This is a genomic window from Pseudomonas sp. NPDC087804 (assembly GCF_044742965.1).
GTDB lineage: Bacteria > Pseudomonadota > Gammaproteobacteria > Pseudomonadales > Pseudomonadaceae > Aquipseudomonas > Aquipseudomonas rustica.
Genome location: NZ_JBIUVN010000011.1, coordinates 1 through 14,791 on the forward strand (window position 1 = coordinate 1; position 14,791 = coordinate 14,791).

The 14,791-nt window shown below is 59.5% G+C and carries 13 protein-coding genes and 1 tRNA gene; 5 read left to right on the plus strand and 9 right to left on the minus strand.

What is annotated here, in order from left to right; translation table 11 throughout:
- The 5 genes from ybgF to nadA all read left to right on the plus strand — a co-directional run.
- On the plus strand, positions 1-755 hold a 755-nt coding region (ybgF, locus tag ACIOMO_RS15900), incomplete at its 5' end, for a tol-pal system protein YbgF (protein ID WP_401241925.1).
- Positions 756-921: 166 nt separating this feature from the next.
- Positions 922-1,569 carry a 7-carboxy-7-deazaguanine synthase QueE gene (gene queE, locus ACIOMO_RS15905; protein ID WP_159812532.1) on the plus strand — a complete coding sequence of 216 codons (648 nt, stop codon included), beginning with the start codon at positions 922-924 and terminating at the stop codon, positions 1,567-1,569.
- Between the two features lies 1 nt (position 1,570).
- Positions 1,571-2,263, plus strand: coding sequence for a 7-cyano-7-deazaguanine synthase QueC (gene queC, locus ACIOMO_RS15910; RefSeq protein ID WP_401241928.1), 693 nt, complete (start codon positions 1,571-1,573; stop codon positions 2,261-2,263).
- Between the two features lie 62 nt (positions 2,264-2,325).
- A tRNA-Lys gene (locus ACIOMO_RS15915) sits at positions 2,326-2,401 on the plus strand.
- Positions 2,402-2,672: 271 nt separating this feature from the next.
- On the plus strand, positions 2,673-3,731 hold the full coding sequence (nadA, locus tag ACIOMO_RS15920; RefSeq protein ID WP_008080237.1) for a quinolinate synthase NadA: 1,059 nt from the start codon (positions 2,673-2,675) through the stop codon (positions 3,729-3,731).
- A gap of 82 nt (positions 3,732-3,813) precedes the next feature.
- Here the strand turns inward: nadA and ACIOMO_RS15925 are convergent, their stop codons facing one another.
- From ACIOMO_RS15925 to arcC, 9 genes are all read right to left on the minus strand, one after another.
- Positions 3,814-4,302, minus strand: a complete 489-nt coding sequence (locus tag ACIOMO_RS15925; RefSeq protein WP_053123069.1) for an RDD family protein — start codon at positions 4,300-4,302, stop codon at positions 3,814-3,816.
- A gap of 97 nt (positions 4,303-4,399) precedes the next feature.
- Positions 4,400-4,612 carry a cold-shock protein gene (locus ACIOMO_RS15930; RefSeq protein WP_003227496.1) on the minus strand — a complete coding sequence of 71 codons (213 nt, stop codon included), beginning with the start codon at positions 4,610-4,612 and terminating at the stop codon, positions 4,400-4,402.
- 404 nt (positions 4,613-5,016) lie between these two features.
- Complete coding sequence (gcvT, locus tag ACIOMO_RS15935; protein ID WP_401241933.1) at positions 5,017-6,141, minus strand: glycine cleavage system aminomethyltransferase GcvT; 1,125 nt, start codon at positions 6,139-6,141, stop codon at positions 5,017-5,019.
- Positions 6,142-6,307: 166 nt separating this feature from the next.
- Positions 6,308-7,684 carry an L-serine ammonia-lyase gene (locus ACIOMO_RS15940; protein WP_401241936.1) on the minus strand — a complete coding sequence of 459 codons (1,377 nt, stop codon included), beginning with the start codon at positions 7,682-7,684 and terminating at the stop codon, positions 6,308-6,310.
- Positions 7,685-7,870: 186 nt separating this feature from the next.
- Positions 7,871-10,723, minus strand: a complete 2,853-nt coding sequence (gene gcvP, locus ACIOMO_RS15945; RefSeq protein WP_401241939.1) for an aminomethyl-transferring glycine dehydrogenase — start codon at positions 10,721-10,723, stop codon at positions 7,871-7,873.
- Between the two features lie 11 nt (positions 10,724-10,734).
- Complete coding sequence (gene gcvH / locus ACIOMO_RS15950; RefSeq protein ID WP_401241941.1) at positions 10,735-11,118, minus strand: glycine cleavage system protein GcvH; 384 nt, start codon at positions 11,116-11,118, stop codon at positions 10,735-10,737.
- A 554-nt stretch (positions 11,119-11,672) separates the two neighbouring features.
- The gene (locus tag ACIOMO_RS15955; RefSeq protein WP_212543892.1) at positions 11,673-13,181 is read right to left on the minus strand and encodes a sigma-54-dependent transcriptional regulator; all 1,509 of its coding nucleotides are present in this window, start codon (positions 13,179-13,181) and stop codon (positions 11,673-11,675) included.
- Positions 13,182-13,426: 245 nt separating this feature from the next.
- Positions 13,427-13,789 carry a DUF5064 family protein gene (locus tag ACIOMO_RS15960; RefSeq protein WP_401241944.1) on the minus strand — a complete coding sequence of 121 codons (363 nt, stop codon included), beginning with the start codon at positions 13,787-13,789 and terminating at the stop codon, positions 13,427-13,429.
- Between the two features lie 62 nt (positions 13,790-13,851).
- Positions 13,852-14,781 carry a carbamate kinase gene (gene arcC, locus ACIOMO_RS15965; protein WP_401241947.1) on the minus strand — a complete coding sequence of 310 codons (930 nt, stop codon included), beginning with the start codon at positions 14,779-14,781 and terminating at the stop codon, positions 13,852-13,854.
- Between the last annotated feature and the right edge of the window lie 10 nt (positions 14,782-14,791).

The following is a 14,791-nucleotide window of genomic DNA, read 5'->3' on the forward strand; positions in this document are numbered from 1 at the left end:
ACTCCGGTTATAACAATAGCGGGAGCAGTTATCCGCCTGCAGGTTACGGTACGAACGGCGCCTATGCCGGGGGAGCGGCTTCGGCCCCTGCCTCGGCACAAGGCATGCTGTTCAACCAATTGCAACAGATGCAGGATCAGATCTCGCGCCAGCAAGGCGTTATTGAAGAACTGCAGAATCAGGTTGCGCGCATGAAGCAGGAATCCCTGGAGCGATACCAGGATCTTGATCGGCGCATAGGATCCGGTGCTGCATCTGCCGCGACTCCCGAGAATTCTTCTGCCGGTGGCGACGCAAGCGCTGCTGCCGGTGCTGCCGCTGGTGCAGGGGCTGCTGCTGCAGCAACCCAGGCCCCGGCCGCGGGTAGCGAACCGGCTGATCCGGCCAAAGAAAAGCTGTATTACGATGCCGCTTTCGACCTGATCAAAGCCAAGGATTTCGACAAGGCCAGCCAGGCTTTTGCCGCTTTCCTGCGCAAATACCCGAACAGCCAATACGCGGGCAACGCCCAGTACTGGTTGGGCGAAGTCAACCTGGCCAAAGGCGATCTGCAAGGCGCGGGTCAGGCTTTCGCCAAGGTTTCGCAGCTGTATCCCAAGCACGCCAAAGTGCCGGATTCGCTGTACAAGCTGGCTGATGTAGAGCGCCGCCTTGGTCACACCGACAAGGTCAAAGGCATTCTGCAGCAGGTGGTGGCCCAATATCCGGGTACCTCCGCCGCTCAGTTGGCCCAACGCGATCTGCAACGCATGTAAGGCTGTTTGACCTTTCAAGAAGAAACCCGCGCTTGTCGCGGGTTTTTTCGTTAGAATTCACGCCCTTTTTCTGAAACACGCTTCTTGCGGTCTACGCGTTGGCGGGATTGCCTGAAGTGCCTGACGGAGGCGGACAGCCTGTTTAGCTGTTACGCCCGTGGCGACTATGCAAGACACATTGAGAATCACCGAAGTTTTCTACTCTTTGCAGGGGGAAACGCGGACTGCCGGGCTGCCCACTGTTTTTGTGCGCCTAACCGGTTGCCCTTTGCGTTGCCAATACTGCGACAGCGCCTATGCGTTCAGTGGCGGCACCGTGCGCAGCCTCGACGACATCCTCGAGCAAGTGGCCGGATTTCGTCCGCGCTACGTTTGTGTCACCGGCGGTGAGCCGCTGGCGCAACCCAATGCCATTCCTCTGCTTAAACAGTTGTGTGATGCCGGTTACGAGGTCTCGCTGGAAACCAGCGGCGCCCTCGACGTCTCGGCGGTCGATCCGCGCGTCAGTCGCGTGGTTGACCTGAAAACGCCGGGTTCGAAAGAAGCCCATCGCAACCGTTACGAAAATATCGAATTGCTGACCCCCAACGATCAGGTGAAGTTTGTCATCTGCTCGCGGGAAGACTATGACTGGGCGGTATCGAAACTGATTCAGTACGGGCTTGATCGACGTGCGGGCGAAGTGCTGTTTTCGCCAAGTCATCATGACCTCAATGCCAGGGATCTGGCGGACTGGGTGGTGGCAGACAACCTGCCAGTGCGGTTGCAACTGCAGCTGCATAAATATCTATGGAATGATGAGCCGGGGCGCTGATATGACTGAACAACTGAACTCTAACGAAAAACGTGCGGTAATCCTGCTGTCCGGTGGTCTCGACTCGGCCACGGTCGTGGCCATGGCACGCGCTGAAGGTTACGCCTGCTACACCATGAGCTTCGACTACGGTCAGCGCTCCCACGCCGAATTGCACGCCGCTGCACGCGTCGCCCGCGATTTGGGGGTGGTCGAGCACAAAGTGATTGGCCTGAACCTGAACGGCATGGGGGGCTCGGCCCTGACCGACACCAGCATCGACATTCCGGAAGAACTCGGCGAAGGCATTCCGGTGACCTACGTGCCGGCACGTAACACCGTGTTCCTGTCGTTGGCATTGGGTTGGGCAGAAGTGCTTGGCGCGCGCGACATCTTTATCGGTGTGAACGCGGTGGACTATTCCGGTTACCCGGATTGCCGTCCCGAGTTCATCGAGTCGTTCGAGCGCATGGCCAACCTGGCAACCAAGGCTGGCGTGGAAGGCAATGGCTTCCGCATCCAGGCGCCGTTGCAGAACCTGAGCAAGGCGCAGATCGTCCAGGCCGGCGTGAAGCTGGGCGTTGATTATGGTCTCACCGTTTCCTGCTATCAGGCCGACGATGAAGGCCGCGCGTGCGCCAAATGCGACAGCTGCCGCCTGCGTGCGGAAGGCTTCGCGGCCGCTGGTGTGGACGACCCAACACCTTATTTTTGATTATTTTCAAAAAGGTGTTGAATAGTCCTTAAAAATCAGTATTATACGCGCCACCACACAGCGGGTCGTTAGCTCAGTTGGTAGAGCAGTTGGCTTTTAACCAATTGGTCGTAGGTTCGAATCCCACACGACCCACCATTTTTGGCGGTTTAGAAAATCCGGAAGGCCCACGCAAGTGAGGATTTCCGGGTTTTTTTTTGCCTGCAATTCGGCCCCGCGTCGTTTCAGTGTCAGCAGCGCTGACGCAGGTCAGAATGATCTTTTGTATCAACGGGATATTCTGTAGCCTTGCGCAGCTTCAATGCTGTCCGTGCCTGATAATACTCACTCTCCCGGCGGTACCCTCAAGCGGTCCGGAGCCGGGTGTATACTCGACTTTCGCGCGAACGCGCCTGCAGGTCTTGCGAACATGACGCAGATTTCCGAACGCCTTCTGGTTCAAGCTCACCTCGATGCCAAACAGCCCAAACCGCTGACGGCTGAGGAAGAGGCTTATTACCGTGCCGCCATCGCCGCCGAGCTCAAGGCTCAGGACGCGGTGCTGGTTGCCCACTTTTATTGCGACCCGGTGATTCAGGCTCTGGCCGAAGAAACCGGCGGTTGCGTGTCCGACTCCCTGGAAATGGCGCGCTTCGGCAACGCCCACCCGGCCAAGACCGTGGTGGTCGCCGGCGTGAAGTTCATGGGCGAGACCGCGAAGATTCTCAACCCGGAAAAACGCGTGCTGATGCCGACGCTTGAGGCAACCTGCTCGCTGGATCTGGGTTGCCCGGTCGATGAGTTCTCGGCGTTCTGCGATCAGCACCCGGAGCGTACGGTGGTGGTCTACGCCAACACCTCTGCTGCTGTTAAAGCCCGGGCCGACTGGGTGGTGACATCGAGTTGCGCGCTGGAGATCGTCGAAAGCCTGATGGACAACGGCGAGACGATTATCTGGGGCCCTGACAAGCACCTGGGGACGTACATCCAGCGCAAGACTGGCGCCGACATGCTGTTGTGGGACGGTGCCTGTATCGTCCACGAGGAGTTCAAGTCCAAGCAGCTCGAAGACATGAAAGCGCTGTACCCGGACGCCGCGATTCTGGTGCACCCGGAGTCACCGACCTCGGTGATCGAGCTGGCAGACGCCGTGGGCTCGACCAGTCAGCTGATTGCCGCTGCACAGTCGTTGCCGAACAAGACGCTGATCGTTGCGACCGACCGTGGCATCTTCTACAAGATGCAGCAGCTGTGCCCGGACAAGGTCTTCATCGAGGCGCCAACCGCCGGTAACGGCGCAGCGTGCCGCAGTTGCGCACATTGCCCGTGGATGGCCATGAACACCCTTGAGCGCACGCTGAAGAGCTTAAAGGAAGGCACGAACGAGATCTTTGTCGATCCGGCGCTGATTCCGCAGGCGATTCGCCCGTTGAAGCGCATGCTCGACTTCACCCAGGCAGCACGGATGAAGTTGGCCGGTAACGCCTAAAAGCAAAAGATCGCAGCCTTCGGCAGCTCCTACATTGATCCCTGTAGGAGCTGCCGAAGGCTGCGATCTTTTTTGTGGGCGCTTACTTTTGTTTCTTCGGGATTCGCACCACGCGCGTATCCGAATAGATGTCATGCCACGTGCGCTTCTGCTTGTCGTACAGCGACCAGAAAAAACCCAGCCCCACGCACAGCCACGACGCAATCGACACCATAAACCGCAACAGCGCCTGCCACAGGCTGATCGCGCTGCCATCCGCGTTTTGCACGCGAATCCCCCACACCTGCATGCCCAGTGTCTGCCCGCCATGTGTCCAGAACTTGGCGAAGAAGGCGAACAACACCAATAGCAGGACGGTGGAGTACAGCGGATCGCCGTCCATTTTTCCGGCATCGGTCAGCACGCGCAGGCGTTCTTCGCCGATGATCGCGGCCTGGATCAGTTTGTAAATGAAACCGGTGACGATCAACAGTGCCGTGCACAGCAGAAAGTCATAGAACATCGCGGCCAGACGACGGCCCAGGCCAACGGCAGGAAAATCGCCCTGGGGAGTGAGGAGGTTTTTCGACATGGCAGCCTCTGGACGCGAAAGGAAGCGCCATTTTACGGGTTCGCGCGCACAAAAAAGCCCCTGATATCAATATCAGGGGCTTTTTCGTTACAGAAGATTAGGCTTCTGCTTGTACTTCGTCAGCCTGCATACCTTTCTGGCCTTGCACAGCAACGAAAGTCACTTTCTGGCCTTCTTTCAGGCTCTTGAAGCCGTTGCCCTGAATGGCGCGGAAATGCACGAACAGATCCGGACCGCTTTCTGGAGTGATAAAACCAAAACCTTTCTCGTCGTTAAACCACTTGACGGTACCGCTCTGACGTGTGGACATTTCTTATTTCCTTTGACGCAAAAATTAATGACAGTCTCTTTCACATGAAAGAGTACTGGGGCTGGTTGCAGGAGAGTAAGAAGACGTCGAACGGGATGTAGCTAACTTGTAGGCTACTGCCCAGGTCACGATTCAAAGCTGACCCATGCAAACACAGTGAACAAACTCTACGCCAACTACGGGAGAAAAAACAAGCCCCCGTGAAGGCCCCGGTTTCCCTGCGCTTGATGGCAATTAGTCAGTTCACTAGTGCGGCTTAGGCGATTCGCTTGTTCAATTGTTTTCGATCGTTATAAGCAAAGTTCATATTCGAATAGAAGGGTGAGAGATGCACTGTTTTATGGCGGTTGCGTTACACATTAGTGCACGTTTAACGCAACCGCGTTACTTATAGAAACAGTCAATCAACCACGGTAGTAGCGTTGCGGAACAAATGGCATTTTGCTTACAAGCATTGGCACCTTTTTCCCACGCACGATGGCCCATACGACGGTATCGATCGCGTTGTAAGCCTTGTCGAGGTAACCCATTGCCAGAGGCCCGCCGAGAGTCGGACCGAAACCGCCGCTGCACACGCTGCCGATGATCTCGCCGGCTTCGTTGACGATTTCAGCGCCTTCGCGCACCGGGGTACGTTCTTGCGGCAGCAGGCCGACGCGTTTACGTGCGATGCCATTCTGTTGCTGTGCGAATACCTGCTCTGCACCCGGGAAACCACCGGCCCGCGCGCCGTCTGCACGGCGGGGCTTGGAGATCGCCCACAACAGGCTGGCTTCGATCGGTGTGGTTTCGGTGTTCATGTCGTGACCGTACAAGCACAGGCCGGCTTCGAGGCGCAGCGAATCGCGGGCGCCGAGGCCGATGGCCTGGACTTCCGGTTCGGCGAGCAGGGCACGGGCGAGTTTTGCTGCATCGGCGGCAGGAACGGAGATTTCGAAACCGTCTTCACCGGTGTAGCCCGAGCGGCTGACGAAGCAATCCACGCCCAGCAACGACACGCGGTTGAATTGCATGAAGGTCATCTTCGCGACTTCCGGTGCAAGGCGCGCCAGCACCGTAACGGCTGCCGGGCCTTGCAGCGCCAGCAGGGCGCGCTCTTCGAACAGCTCTGTAATGGTGCACTGGTCGCCGATGTGTTTTTGCAGATGGGCGAGATCCTGATCCTTGCACGCGGCGTTGACCACCAGGAACAGTTCGTCGTTGCCGAGGTTGGCGACCATCAGGTCATCGAGGATGCCGCCGGTCTCGTTGGTGAACATGGCGTAACGCTGCATGCCCACCGGCAGGTCGATGATGTCCACCGGTACCAGGGTTTCCAGGGCTTTGGCGGCGTTGGCGCCGGTCAGGCGAATCTGGCCCATGTGCGAGACGTCGAACAGCCCGGCGTGTTCACGGGTGTGCTGGTGTTCTTTCATCACGCCGAGCGGGTATTGCACCGGCATGTCGTAGCCGGCGAACGGCACCATGCGGGCGCCGAGTTCGATGTGCAGGGCGTGAAGTGGAGTTTTCGACAGTTGTTCGGTGGACATGCGTGGCTCCTTGAAAATTTGGGTTGGGGTAAGGGCAAGATCAAGATCAAAAGCCCCTCACCCCAGCCCTCTCCCGGAGGGAGAGGGAGTTAGTTACGTTTCTCTCCCGGAGGGAGAGGGGGCTAAGTGCGATCGTCTCCCTGAGGGAGGCGACGTTAAATAAGGTTCAGCATTCAATGATGTTGACCGCCAGACCGCCGCGCGCGGTCTCTTTGTATTTGCTTTTCATGTCGGCGCCGGTCTGGCGCATGGTGCGGATGACTTTGTCGAGGGAGACGAAATGCTGGCCGTCGCCGCGCATGGCCATGCGCACTGCGTTGATGGCTTTCACCGAGCCCATCGCATTGCGCTCGATGCACGGCACCTGCACCAGTCCGCCAATCGGGTCGCAGGTGAGGCCGAGGTTGTGCTCCATGCCGATTTCTGCGGCGTTCTCGACTTGCTGAACAGTGCCACCGAGCACTTCACACAACGCGCCGGCGGCCATAGAACAGGCCACGCCGACTTCACCCTGACAACCGACTTCGGCGCCGGAGATCGAGGCGTTTTCCTTGTAGAGAATGCCGATGGCCGCAGCGGTCAGCAGAAACCGCACCACGCCGTCGTCATTCGCGCCGGGGATAAAACGCATGTAGTAATGCAGCACCGCCGGAATAATCCCCGCCGCGCCGTTGGTGGGTGCGGTGACCACGCGGCCGCCGTTGGCGTTTTCTTCATTCACTGCCAAGGCGTACAGGTTGACCCAGTCGAGCACCGACAACGGATCGCGCAATGCTGATTCCGGGTACTTGCACAGCTGCCGGTGCAACGCTGCCGCTCGGCGTTTGACCTTCAAACCACCGGGCAAAATACCTTCGTTACGGCATCCCGCAGCGACGCAGTCCTGCATCACTTGCCAGATGTTCAGCAGGCCGGCGCGGGTTTCCGCTTCCGGGCGCCAGGCGCTTTCGTTGGTCAGCATCACCTGACTGATCGACAGACCATAGGTGGTGCAATGGCTGAGCAAATCCTTGGCACTTTTGAACGGGAAGGTCAGCGGCGTCGCGTCTTCGACGATGCGATCGGCACCGGCCGCGTCTTCATCGACGACAAAACCACCACCGACCGAGTAGTACTCGCGGCTGCGGATCTGCAACCCGGCCGCATCGAAGGCGCGGAAGATCATGCCGTTGGGGTGATAGGCCAGCGGCTTGCGAATCATCGCCAGATGTTCTTTCTCGTTGAACGCAATGCTGTGTTCACCGAGCAGGTTTAAGCGAGCGTTGCCGCGAATTTCTTGCAGGCGCGCGGCGACGGTTTCGGTATCAACGGTGTCGGGATGTTCGCCTTCGAGGCCGAGCAGCACGGCTTTGTCGCTGCCGTGACCCTTGCCAGTGGCGCCGAGGGAACCGTACAACTCGACACGAACGCTGGCGGTGGCCGTCAGCAGGTTTTCACGGCGTAAACCTTCGGCAAAACGCGCAGCAGCACGCATCGGGCCGACGGTGTGGGAACTGGAGGGGCCGATGCCAATCTTGAACAGGTCGAACACGCTTAACGACATGAGTGGTTCTCCGGTTTCTTGTTATAGGAATTGGCGAAACATCAGGCAGGTTACATCCCCCTGTAGGAGCTGCCGAAGGCTGCGATCTTTTGATCCTGATCTTTCAACAGCAAGATCAAAAGATCGCAGCCTTCGGCAGCTCCTACAGGTGAGGCGGTGGGGGCGAGAAATTCGCCCCCAACACGTTTAAGCGTAGCTTTCGATCGACGGGCAGGCGCAGACCAGGTTGCGGTCGCCGAAGACGTTGTCGACGCGACCGACCGGTGGCCAGTATTTGCCTTCAACCAACGACGCAACCGGGTAGACCGCTTGCTCGCGGCTGTACGGGTGCGTCCACTCGCCAACCAGTTCCGCTGCGGTGTGCGGAGCGTTTTTCAGCGGGTTGTCGTCCTTGTCCAGCGTGCCGTTTTCCACCGCGCGGATTTCTTCGCGGATGCGGATCATGGCGTCGCAGAAGCGGTCCAGTTCTTCCTTGGATTCGCTTTCGGTCGGCTCGATCATCAGCGTGCCGGCGACCGGGAACGACATGGTCGGCGCGTGGAAGCCGAAGTCGATCAGGCGCTTGGCGACGTCATCAACGCTGATGCCACTGCTGTCTTTCAATGGACGCAGATCCAGAATGCACTCGTGCGCCACCAGACCGTTGCTGCCGGTGTACAGCACTGGGTAGTGCTCTTCGAGGCGACGGGAAATGTAGTTGGCGTTGAGGATCGCCAGTTGCGAAGCGCGCTTCAGACCGGCGCCGCCCATCATGCGAATGTACATCCAGGTGATCGGCAAAATGCTTGCGCTGCCAAACGGTGCTGCGCAGACCGCGCCTTCTTTGCGTTCCATCTGGCCGTGGCCGGGCAGGAACGGCGTCAGGTGCGACTTGACGCCGATCGGACCAACGCCCGGGCCGCCACCGCCGTGGGGGATGCAGAAGGTTTTGTGCAGGTTCAGGTGCGAGACGTCGCCGCCGAACTTGCCCGGTGCGCAGAGGCCGACCATCGCGTTCATGTTCGCGCCGTCGATGTACACCTGGCCGCCGTTGTCATGAATGATCCCGCAGATTTCGCGGATGCCTTCTTCGAACACGCCGTGGGTCGACGGGTAAGTGATCATCAGCGCGGCGAGGTGTTCGCGGTGCTCGATGGCTTTGGCGCGCAGGTCTTCGATATCGACGTTGCCGCGCGCGTCGCATGCAGTCACGACCACGCGCATGCCAGCCATGTTGGCGGTGGCCGGGTTGGTGCCATGGGCGGACGACGGGATCAGGCAGATGTCGCGACGCTCATCGCCACGGCTCTGGTGATAAGCGCGAATCGCCAACAGGCCAGCGTATTCACCTTGCGAACCGGCGTTCGGTTGCAGCGAGATCGCGTCGTAACCGGTGGCGGCGCAAAGCATCGCTTCCAGTTCGTCGGTCAGTTGCTGGTAACCGGCGCTCTGTGCGGCTGGGGCAAACGGGTGCAGGGCACCGAATTCAGCCCAGGTCACCGGGATCATTTCGCTGGCGGCGTTGAGTTTCATGGTGCACGAGCCCAACGGGATCATGGTGCGATCCAGTGCCAGATCCTTGTCCGCCAGTTTGCGCAGGTAGCGCATCAGCTCGGTTTCCGAGTGATAGCGATTGAACACCGGGTGGCTGAGGATTGGCGACTGGCGTACCAGTGATGCTGGAATGGTGCTCTGTACCGAAGCGGCCAGCGCAGCGAAGTCCGGCAGGGTTTTGCCGTCGGCGAACAGGCCCCACAGGGTTTCGATATCCGCCTGGGTGGTGGTTTCGTCGACCGACAGACCCAGACGCTGAGCGTCGACCACGCGCAGGTTGATCTGCGCAGCGTGCGCCTTGTCGTGCAGCGCGGCGGTTTGTGCGCCGGTGGCGACGGTCAGGGTGTCGAAGAAGCTCGCTTGTTCAACTGTCGCGCCCAGCGCGGTCAGGCCCTTGGCCAGAATCGCGGTCAAGTGATGCACGCGGTTGGCGATCTGGGTCAGGCCTTTCGGGCCGTGGTAGACGGCGTACATGCTGGCGATGTTGGCCAGCAGCACTTGCGCGGTGCAGATGTTCGAGGTGGCCTTCTCGCGACGGATGTGTTGTTCGCGAGTTTGCATCGCCAGACGCAGGGCCGGCTTGCCGAAACGGTCAACCGAAACACCGACCAGACGGCCCGGCATGTCGCGCTTGAACGCATCTTTGGTGGAGAAGTAAGCCGCGTGCGGGCCACCGAAGCCCAGCGGCACGCCGAAGCGTTGTGCCGAACCGATGGCGACGTCAGCGCCGAATTCGCCCGGGGCGGTCAGCAGAGTCAGAGCCAGCAAGTCAGCGGCCACGGCCACCAACGCGTTGGCGGCGTGGAAGCGTTCGGTCAGTTCGCGGTAGTCGAACACGTCACCGTTGGCGGCCGGGTATTGCAGCAGCGCGCCGAAGAACGGCGTCACGTCAGTCAGTTCACGCTCATCGCCAACCACCACGTCGATGCCCAGCGGTTCGGCACGTGTGCGCAGCACGTCGAGGGTTTGCGGGTGGCTGTGGATCGAGGCGAAGAATTGGTGGCTGCCCTTGTTCTTGCTCAGGCGTTTGCAGAAGGTCATGGCTTCGGCAGCGGCGGTGGCTTCGTCGAGCAGCGAGGCGTTGGCGATCGGCAGGCCGGTGAGGTCGCTGATCATTGTCTGGAAGTTCAGCAGCGCTTCGAGACGGCCCTGGGAAATTTCTGGCTGGTACGGGGTGTAAGCGGTGTACCAGGCCGGGTTTTCCAGCAGGTTACGCAGGATCGGCGACGGCGTGTGGCAGTTGTAGTAGCCCTGGCCGATGTAAGTCTTGAACAGCTGATTCTTGCCGGCGATGCCTTTGATCATTGCCAGGGCATCGGCTTCGCTGAGGCCGTCGTCCATGCCGAGCACGCTGGTGCCCTTGATGCTTTCCGGGATGACGCTGGCGCTCAGCGCTTCGAGCGAATCGAAGCCGAGGCTGTTGAGCATGGCTTGCTCGTCACCGGCGCGCGGGCCGATGTGACGGGCGATGAATTCGTTGGCGGTGCCAAGGTTTACTTGAGTCATGTCGGTGTTCCTCAGGCTTCGGCTTGGGCTTTGATCAGACGGTCGTACGCGTCCTGATCGAGCAATTTGCCGACAGCGGCGGCGTCGCTTGGCTGGAAGCGGAAGAACCAGCCTTCGCCCAGCGGATCTTCGTTGACCAGTTCCGGGCTGTCATCCAGCGCCGGGTTGGTTGCCAGCACTTCACCGTCGAGAGGCATGTACACGCCGCTGGCGGCTTTCACCGATTCCACGGTGGCGGCTTCGGCGCCTTTGTCGTACGCCTGCAATTCAGGCAGTTGCACGAACACCACGTCGCCCAAGGCGTTCTGCGCGAAAGCGGTGATGCCGACAGTAACGCTGCCGTCAGCTTCGGTGCGCAGCCATTCGTGATCTTCAGTAAAACGCAACTCGCTCATGGAAACTCCTCAGGGGCCAGACTCGTCTGGTGGACGCGGTGGAAGGCTTGGGCAGGGAAGCCCTTTATTTATGAAGGGTTGATTAGCAAGAACGCGGCCAAGGTTGATTTATCTCTATAAATCAATGATTTGAGTGATTTTGAAGGATGTGACTCAGTGGTGTGTGTAGCGAAATCGCTACAGCACAGGGCGAGGAGAAAAGCTGAACCGGATCAAAGCCTTGCACAGCGGTGATCAGAGGAGGGTGTAACGACATCATTCCACTGTAGCGCTTTCAGTACAGGCGGAGGTCGCTTTTAAGCAGTAACTACAAATGTAGGATTGGAAACCCGGACTGTAGGAGCTGCCGAAGGCTGCGATCTTGTCCCGGCCAATACACATCCAAAGTCAACAGATCGCCGCCTCCGGCAACTCCTACAGAAAACAATCTGGAATACAGTTCAAAACGTGGGAGCGGGCTTGCTCGCGAATGCGGTGTGTCATTCACCAATGATGTCGACTGACCCACCGCATTCGCGAGCAAGCCCGCTCCCACATTTTTGACCGCGTTCGGCTTAGGGTTTGTTGGGGATGCCGTACTTGCGCAACCGATGGGCGATAGCGGTATGCGAAGTCTGCAGGCGGCTCGCCAGTTGCCGGGTCGAGGGGTAGCTGACGTAGAGTTTTTCTAGCAGCGCTTTCTCGAACGATTCGACCGCTTGTTCTAGGCTGTCGACATCGCTGTCAGTCTGCCGCGCCACCGATGTGCCGGCGATGTCGAGGTCGCCGATGTCCACCAGGCTGCTTTCGCAAATCGCCGCCGCGCGAAAGATCACGTTCTGCAATTGCCGCACGTTGCCCGGCCAGCGATTGCCGAGCAGCGCCGGGTAAGTGCCCGGGGCGAGGCGGCAGACCGGGCGCTGAATCTGCGCGCAAGCCTGCTGCATGAAGTAGCGCGCCAACAGCAGAATGTCCTGACCACGTTCACGCAGCGGCGGCACTTCCACGTTGAGCACGTTGAGGCGATAGAACAGATCCTCACGGAACGACCCTTCGCTGACCATTTTTTCCAGATCGCGGTGGGTCGCGCTGAGGATGCGCACGTTGACCTTCACCTCACGATCACCGCCCACGCGACGGAAGCTGCCGTCATTCAAGAAGCGCAGCAATTTCGCCTGCAAGTACGGCGACATCTCGCCGATTTCATCGAGAAACACCGTGCCTTGGTTGGCCAGTTCCATCAGCCCGGGTTTGCCGCCACGCGCCGCACCGGTGAAGGCGCCGGGGGCGTAGCCGAACAGCTCGCTCTCGGCGAGGTTCTCCGGCAGCGCTGCGCAGTTCAGAGCAAGGAACGGCGCGTTGTGCCGCGCACTGATCGCGTGGCAGGCGCGGGCGACCAGTTCTTTGCCGGTACCGGTTTCGCCTTGAATCAACAGCGGCGCATCGAGGGCCGCTACACGCTGAGCGCGGGCCTTGAGGGTACGGATCGCCGGAGATTCGCCGAGCAGCGCATCGAAACCTTCGGCGTGGTCGTGGTGCAGCGCCGAGAGTTGTTCACCGATGCGGTTGGGTTGATACAACGTCAGCAGGGCGCCGGCGTCGGTGATTGGCGTGGCGTCGAGCAACAAGGTTTGACCGTTGACGGTGATTTCCCGTAGCGGCAGGCGGAAGCCGTGTTCGAGCAGCGTGTCGAGCAGGCCGGGATCGTTGAACAATTCGGAGACGCTTTCGCCGGCCGGTTCGCGACCGTAGAGGGCGATCAATGCCGGGTTGCCGAGCAATACTTTGCCGGCGCTGTCGAGGGCTAGAACAGGATCGGTCATCGCCGCGAGCAAGGCATCGAGTTGCAAGTGCCGACGCTGGCCGGGGAGGATATCGACCACGGTCACCGCTTCCACGCCGAGCACGCGGAACAACGCATCTTTCAGCTCTTCGAGCACTGTCGGACTCAGGGTCGGCGCGTCGATGTAGACGTTCGGCGGGATCATCTCCACCGCATCCAGATTGAGGTTGCGCCCACCGAGGATAGCCAGGACTTCCTGGGTGATACCGACGCGGTCGATGAAACTGACGTGGATACGCATGGGGCGGTTCAGTGATCTGCAGAGCGGAGGGTGGCAAGTATGCCCTAAATCAAAAACACCCTCACCCCAGCCCTCTCCCGGAGGGAGAGGGGGCCGACCGAGGTGTCTGGGGTTTGACATCGACCTGAAATAACCAGTCGATTATGGATTCGGTGGAGCTGGATCAGGTCGGCGTAATTCTGAAGCATCCCCCAATCAGTCCCCTCTCCCTCTGGGAGAGGGCTAGGGTGAGGGGCTTTTGAGATTTACTCGAAATGCTCAGGATTAACCGGATCTCCGGACTGCATGTTCAGCTGCTTGCGGATGTCTTCAAACATCAGGTCGTAATGTTTGTGCACCGACCCAATCTGGCTGTGCGTCTTGGGAATCCCGTATTTCTCCGCAATCCGGGTCACGTCGCGGGCGAAGTTGTAGGCCTCTTCCTTGGGCAGGAAAAACGTTTCCTTCATGTCCTTGCCCTGCATATTGCCGTACAGGGTGAACTGTATCCCTTTGCCTTTTTGCGGATCGGTGAACACTTCATAGTCGAGGCAGACGTTGTAATTGACGTCATCGTCGGTCAACGCATGCCGCTCGATGTGCAAATGACCGGGTTCAAACTGGGCCATGAGGAACTCCTTTCAAGGCATGGAAAGAGGGCAGACCCTGGGCCTGCCCCCGCCGTTTCTAATTATCGGTAAGTGATGCCAGGCTTCGCTGTGGTCACGCGTGTACCGGCGGTGCCTTGGACAATCGCTTCGATGTCCGCCAGCGAACCGATCACCGCGACCTTGCCAGTATGGCGCGCGAATTCGCAGGCTGCCTGCACCTTCGGCCCCATGGAACCTGCGGCGAAACCGAGGCGTTCGAGTTCATCCGGGTGCGCTTCGGCAATGGCTTTCTGCGTCGGTTTGCCGTAATCGATGAACGCCGCGTTGACGTCCGTGGCGATCACCAGCAGATCGGCTTCCAGTTGCTCGGCGAGCAGTGACGAGCACAGATCCTTGTCGATTACTGCCTCGATGCCTTTGAGGTTGCGGTTCTCGTCGTACATGGTCGGGATGCCGCCGCCCCCGGCGCAAATAACGATGCTGCCCTTGTCCAGCAGCCACTTGATCGGGCGGATTTCGAAGATGCGTTTTGGTCGTGGGCTGGCAACGACACGACGATATTTGTCGCCATCCGGGGCAATCGCCCAGCCTTTTTCGGCGGCGAGTTTTTCCGCTTCGGCCTTGTCGTAGACCGGGCCGATCGGCTTGGTCGGGTTCTTGAACGCGGGGTCGTTGGCGTCGACTTCAACCTGGGTCAGCAGGGTCGCGAACGGCACTTCGAAATCGAGCAGGTTGCCCAGTTCCTGTTCGATGATGTAGCCGATCATTCCTTCGGTTTCGGCGCCGAGCACGTCCAGCGGGTAAGGGGTGACGGAGGTGTAGGCCGCCGCTTGCAGCGACAGCAGGCCGACTTGCGGGCCGTTGCCGTGGGCGATGACCAGTTGGTTGCCGGCATGGATCTTGGCGATTTGCTCGGTGGCGATGCGGATGTTGGCGCGCTGATTGTCAGCGGTCATCGGCTCACCACGGCGGAGCAGGGCGTTACCGCCCAACGCTACGACGATACGCATAATGCAATCC

Coding starts and splice junctions, on each gene's coding strand:
- queE (WP_159812532.1), top strand. CDS start 922: ATGCAAGACACATTGAGAATCACCGAAGTTTTCTACTCTTTGCAGGGG.
- queC (WP_401241928.1), top strand. CDS start 1,571: ATGACTGAACAACTGAACTCTAACGAAAAACGTGCGGTAATCCTGCTG.
- nadA (WP_008080237.1), top strand. CDS start 2,673: ATGACGCAGATTTCCGAACGCCTTCTGGTTCAAGCTCACCTCGATGCC.
- ACIOMO_RS15925 (WP_053123069.1), bottom strand. CDS start 4,302: ATGTCGAAAAACCTCCTCACTCCCCAGGGCGATTTTCCTGCCGTTGGC.
- ACIOMO_RS15930 (WP_003227496.1), bottom strand. CDS start 4,612: ATGTCCACACGTCAGAGCGGTACCGTCAAGTGGTTTAACGACGAGAAA.
- gcvT (WP_401241933.1), bottom strand. CDS start 6,141: ATGTCCACCGAACAACTGTCGAAAACTCCACTTCACGCCCTGCACATC.
- ACIOMO_RS15940 (WP_401241936.1), bottom strand. CDS start 7,684: ATGTCGTTAAGCGTGTTCGACCTGTTCAAGATTGGCATCGGCCCCTCC.
- gcvP (WP_401241939.1), bottom strand. CDS start 10,723: ATGACTCAAGTAAACCTTGGCACCGCCAACGAATTCATCGCCCGTCAC.
- gcvH (WP_401241941.1), bottom strand. CDS start 11,118: ATGAGCGAGTTGCGTTTTACTGAAGATCACGAATGGCTGCGCACCGAA.
- ACIOMO_RS15955 (WP_212543892.1), bottom strand. CDS start 13,181: ATGCGTATCCACGTCAGTTTCATCGACCGCGTCGGTATCACCCAGGAA.
- ACIOMO_RS15960 (WP_401241944.1), bottom strand. CDS start 13,789: ATGGCCCAGTTTGAACCCGGTCATTTGCACATCGAGCGGCATGCGTTG.
- arcC (WP_401241947.1), bottom strand. CDS start 14,781: ATGCGTATCGTCGTAGCGTTGGGCGGTAACGCCCTGCTCCGCCGTGGT.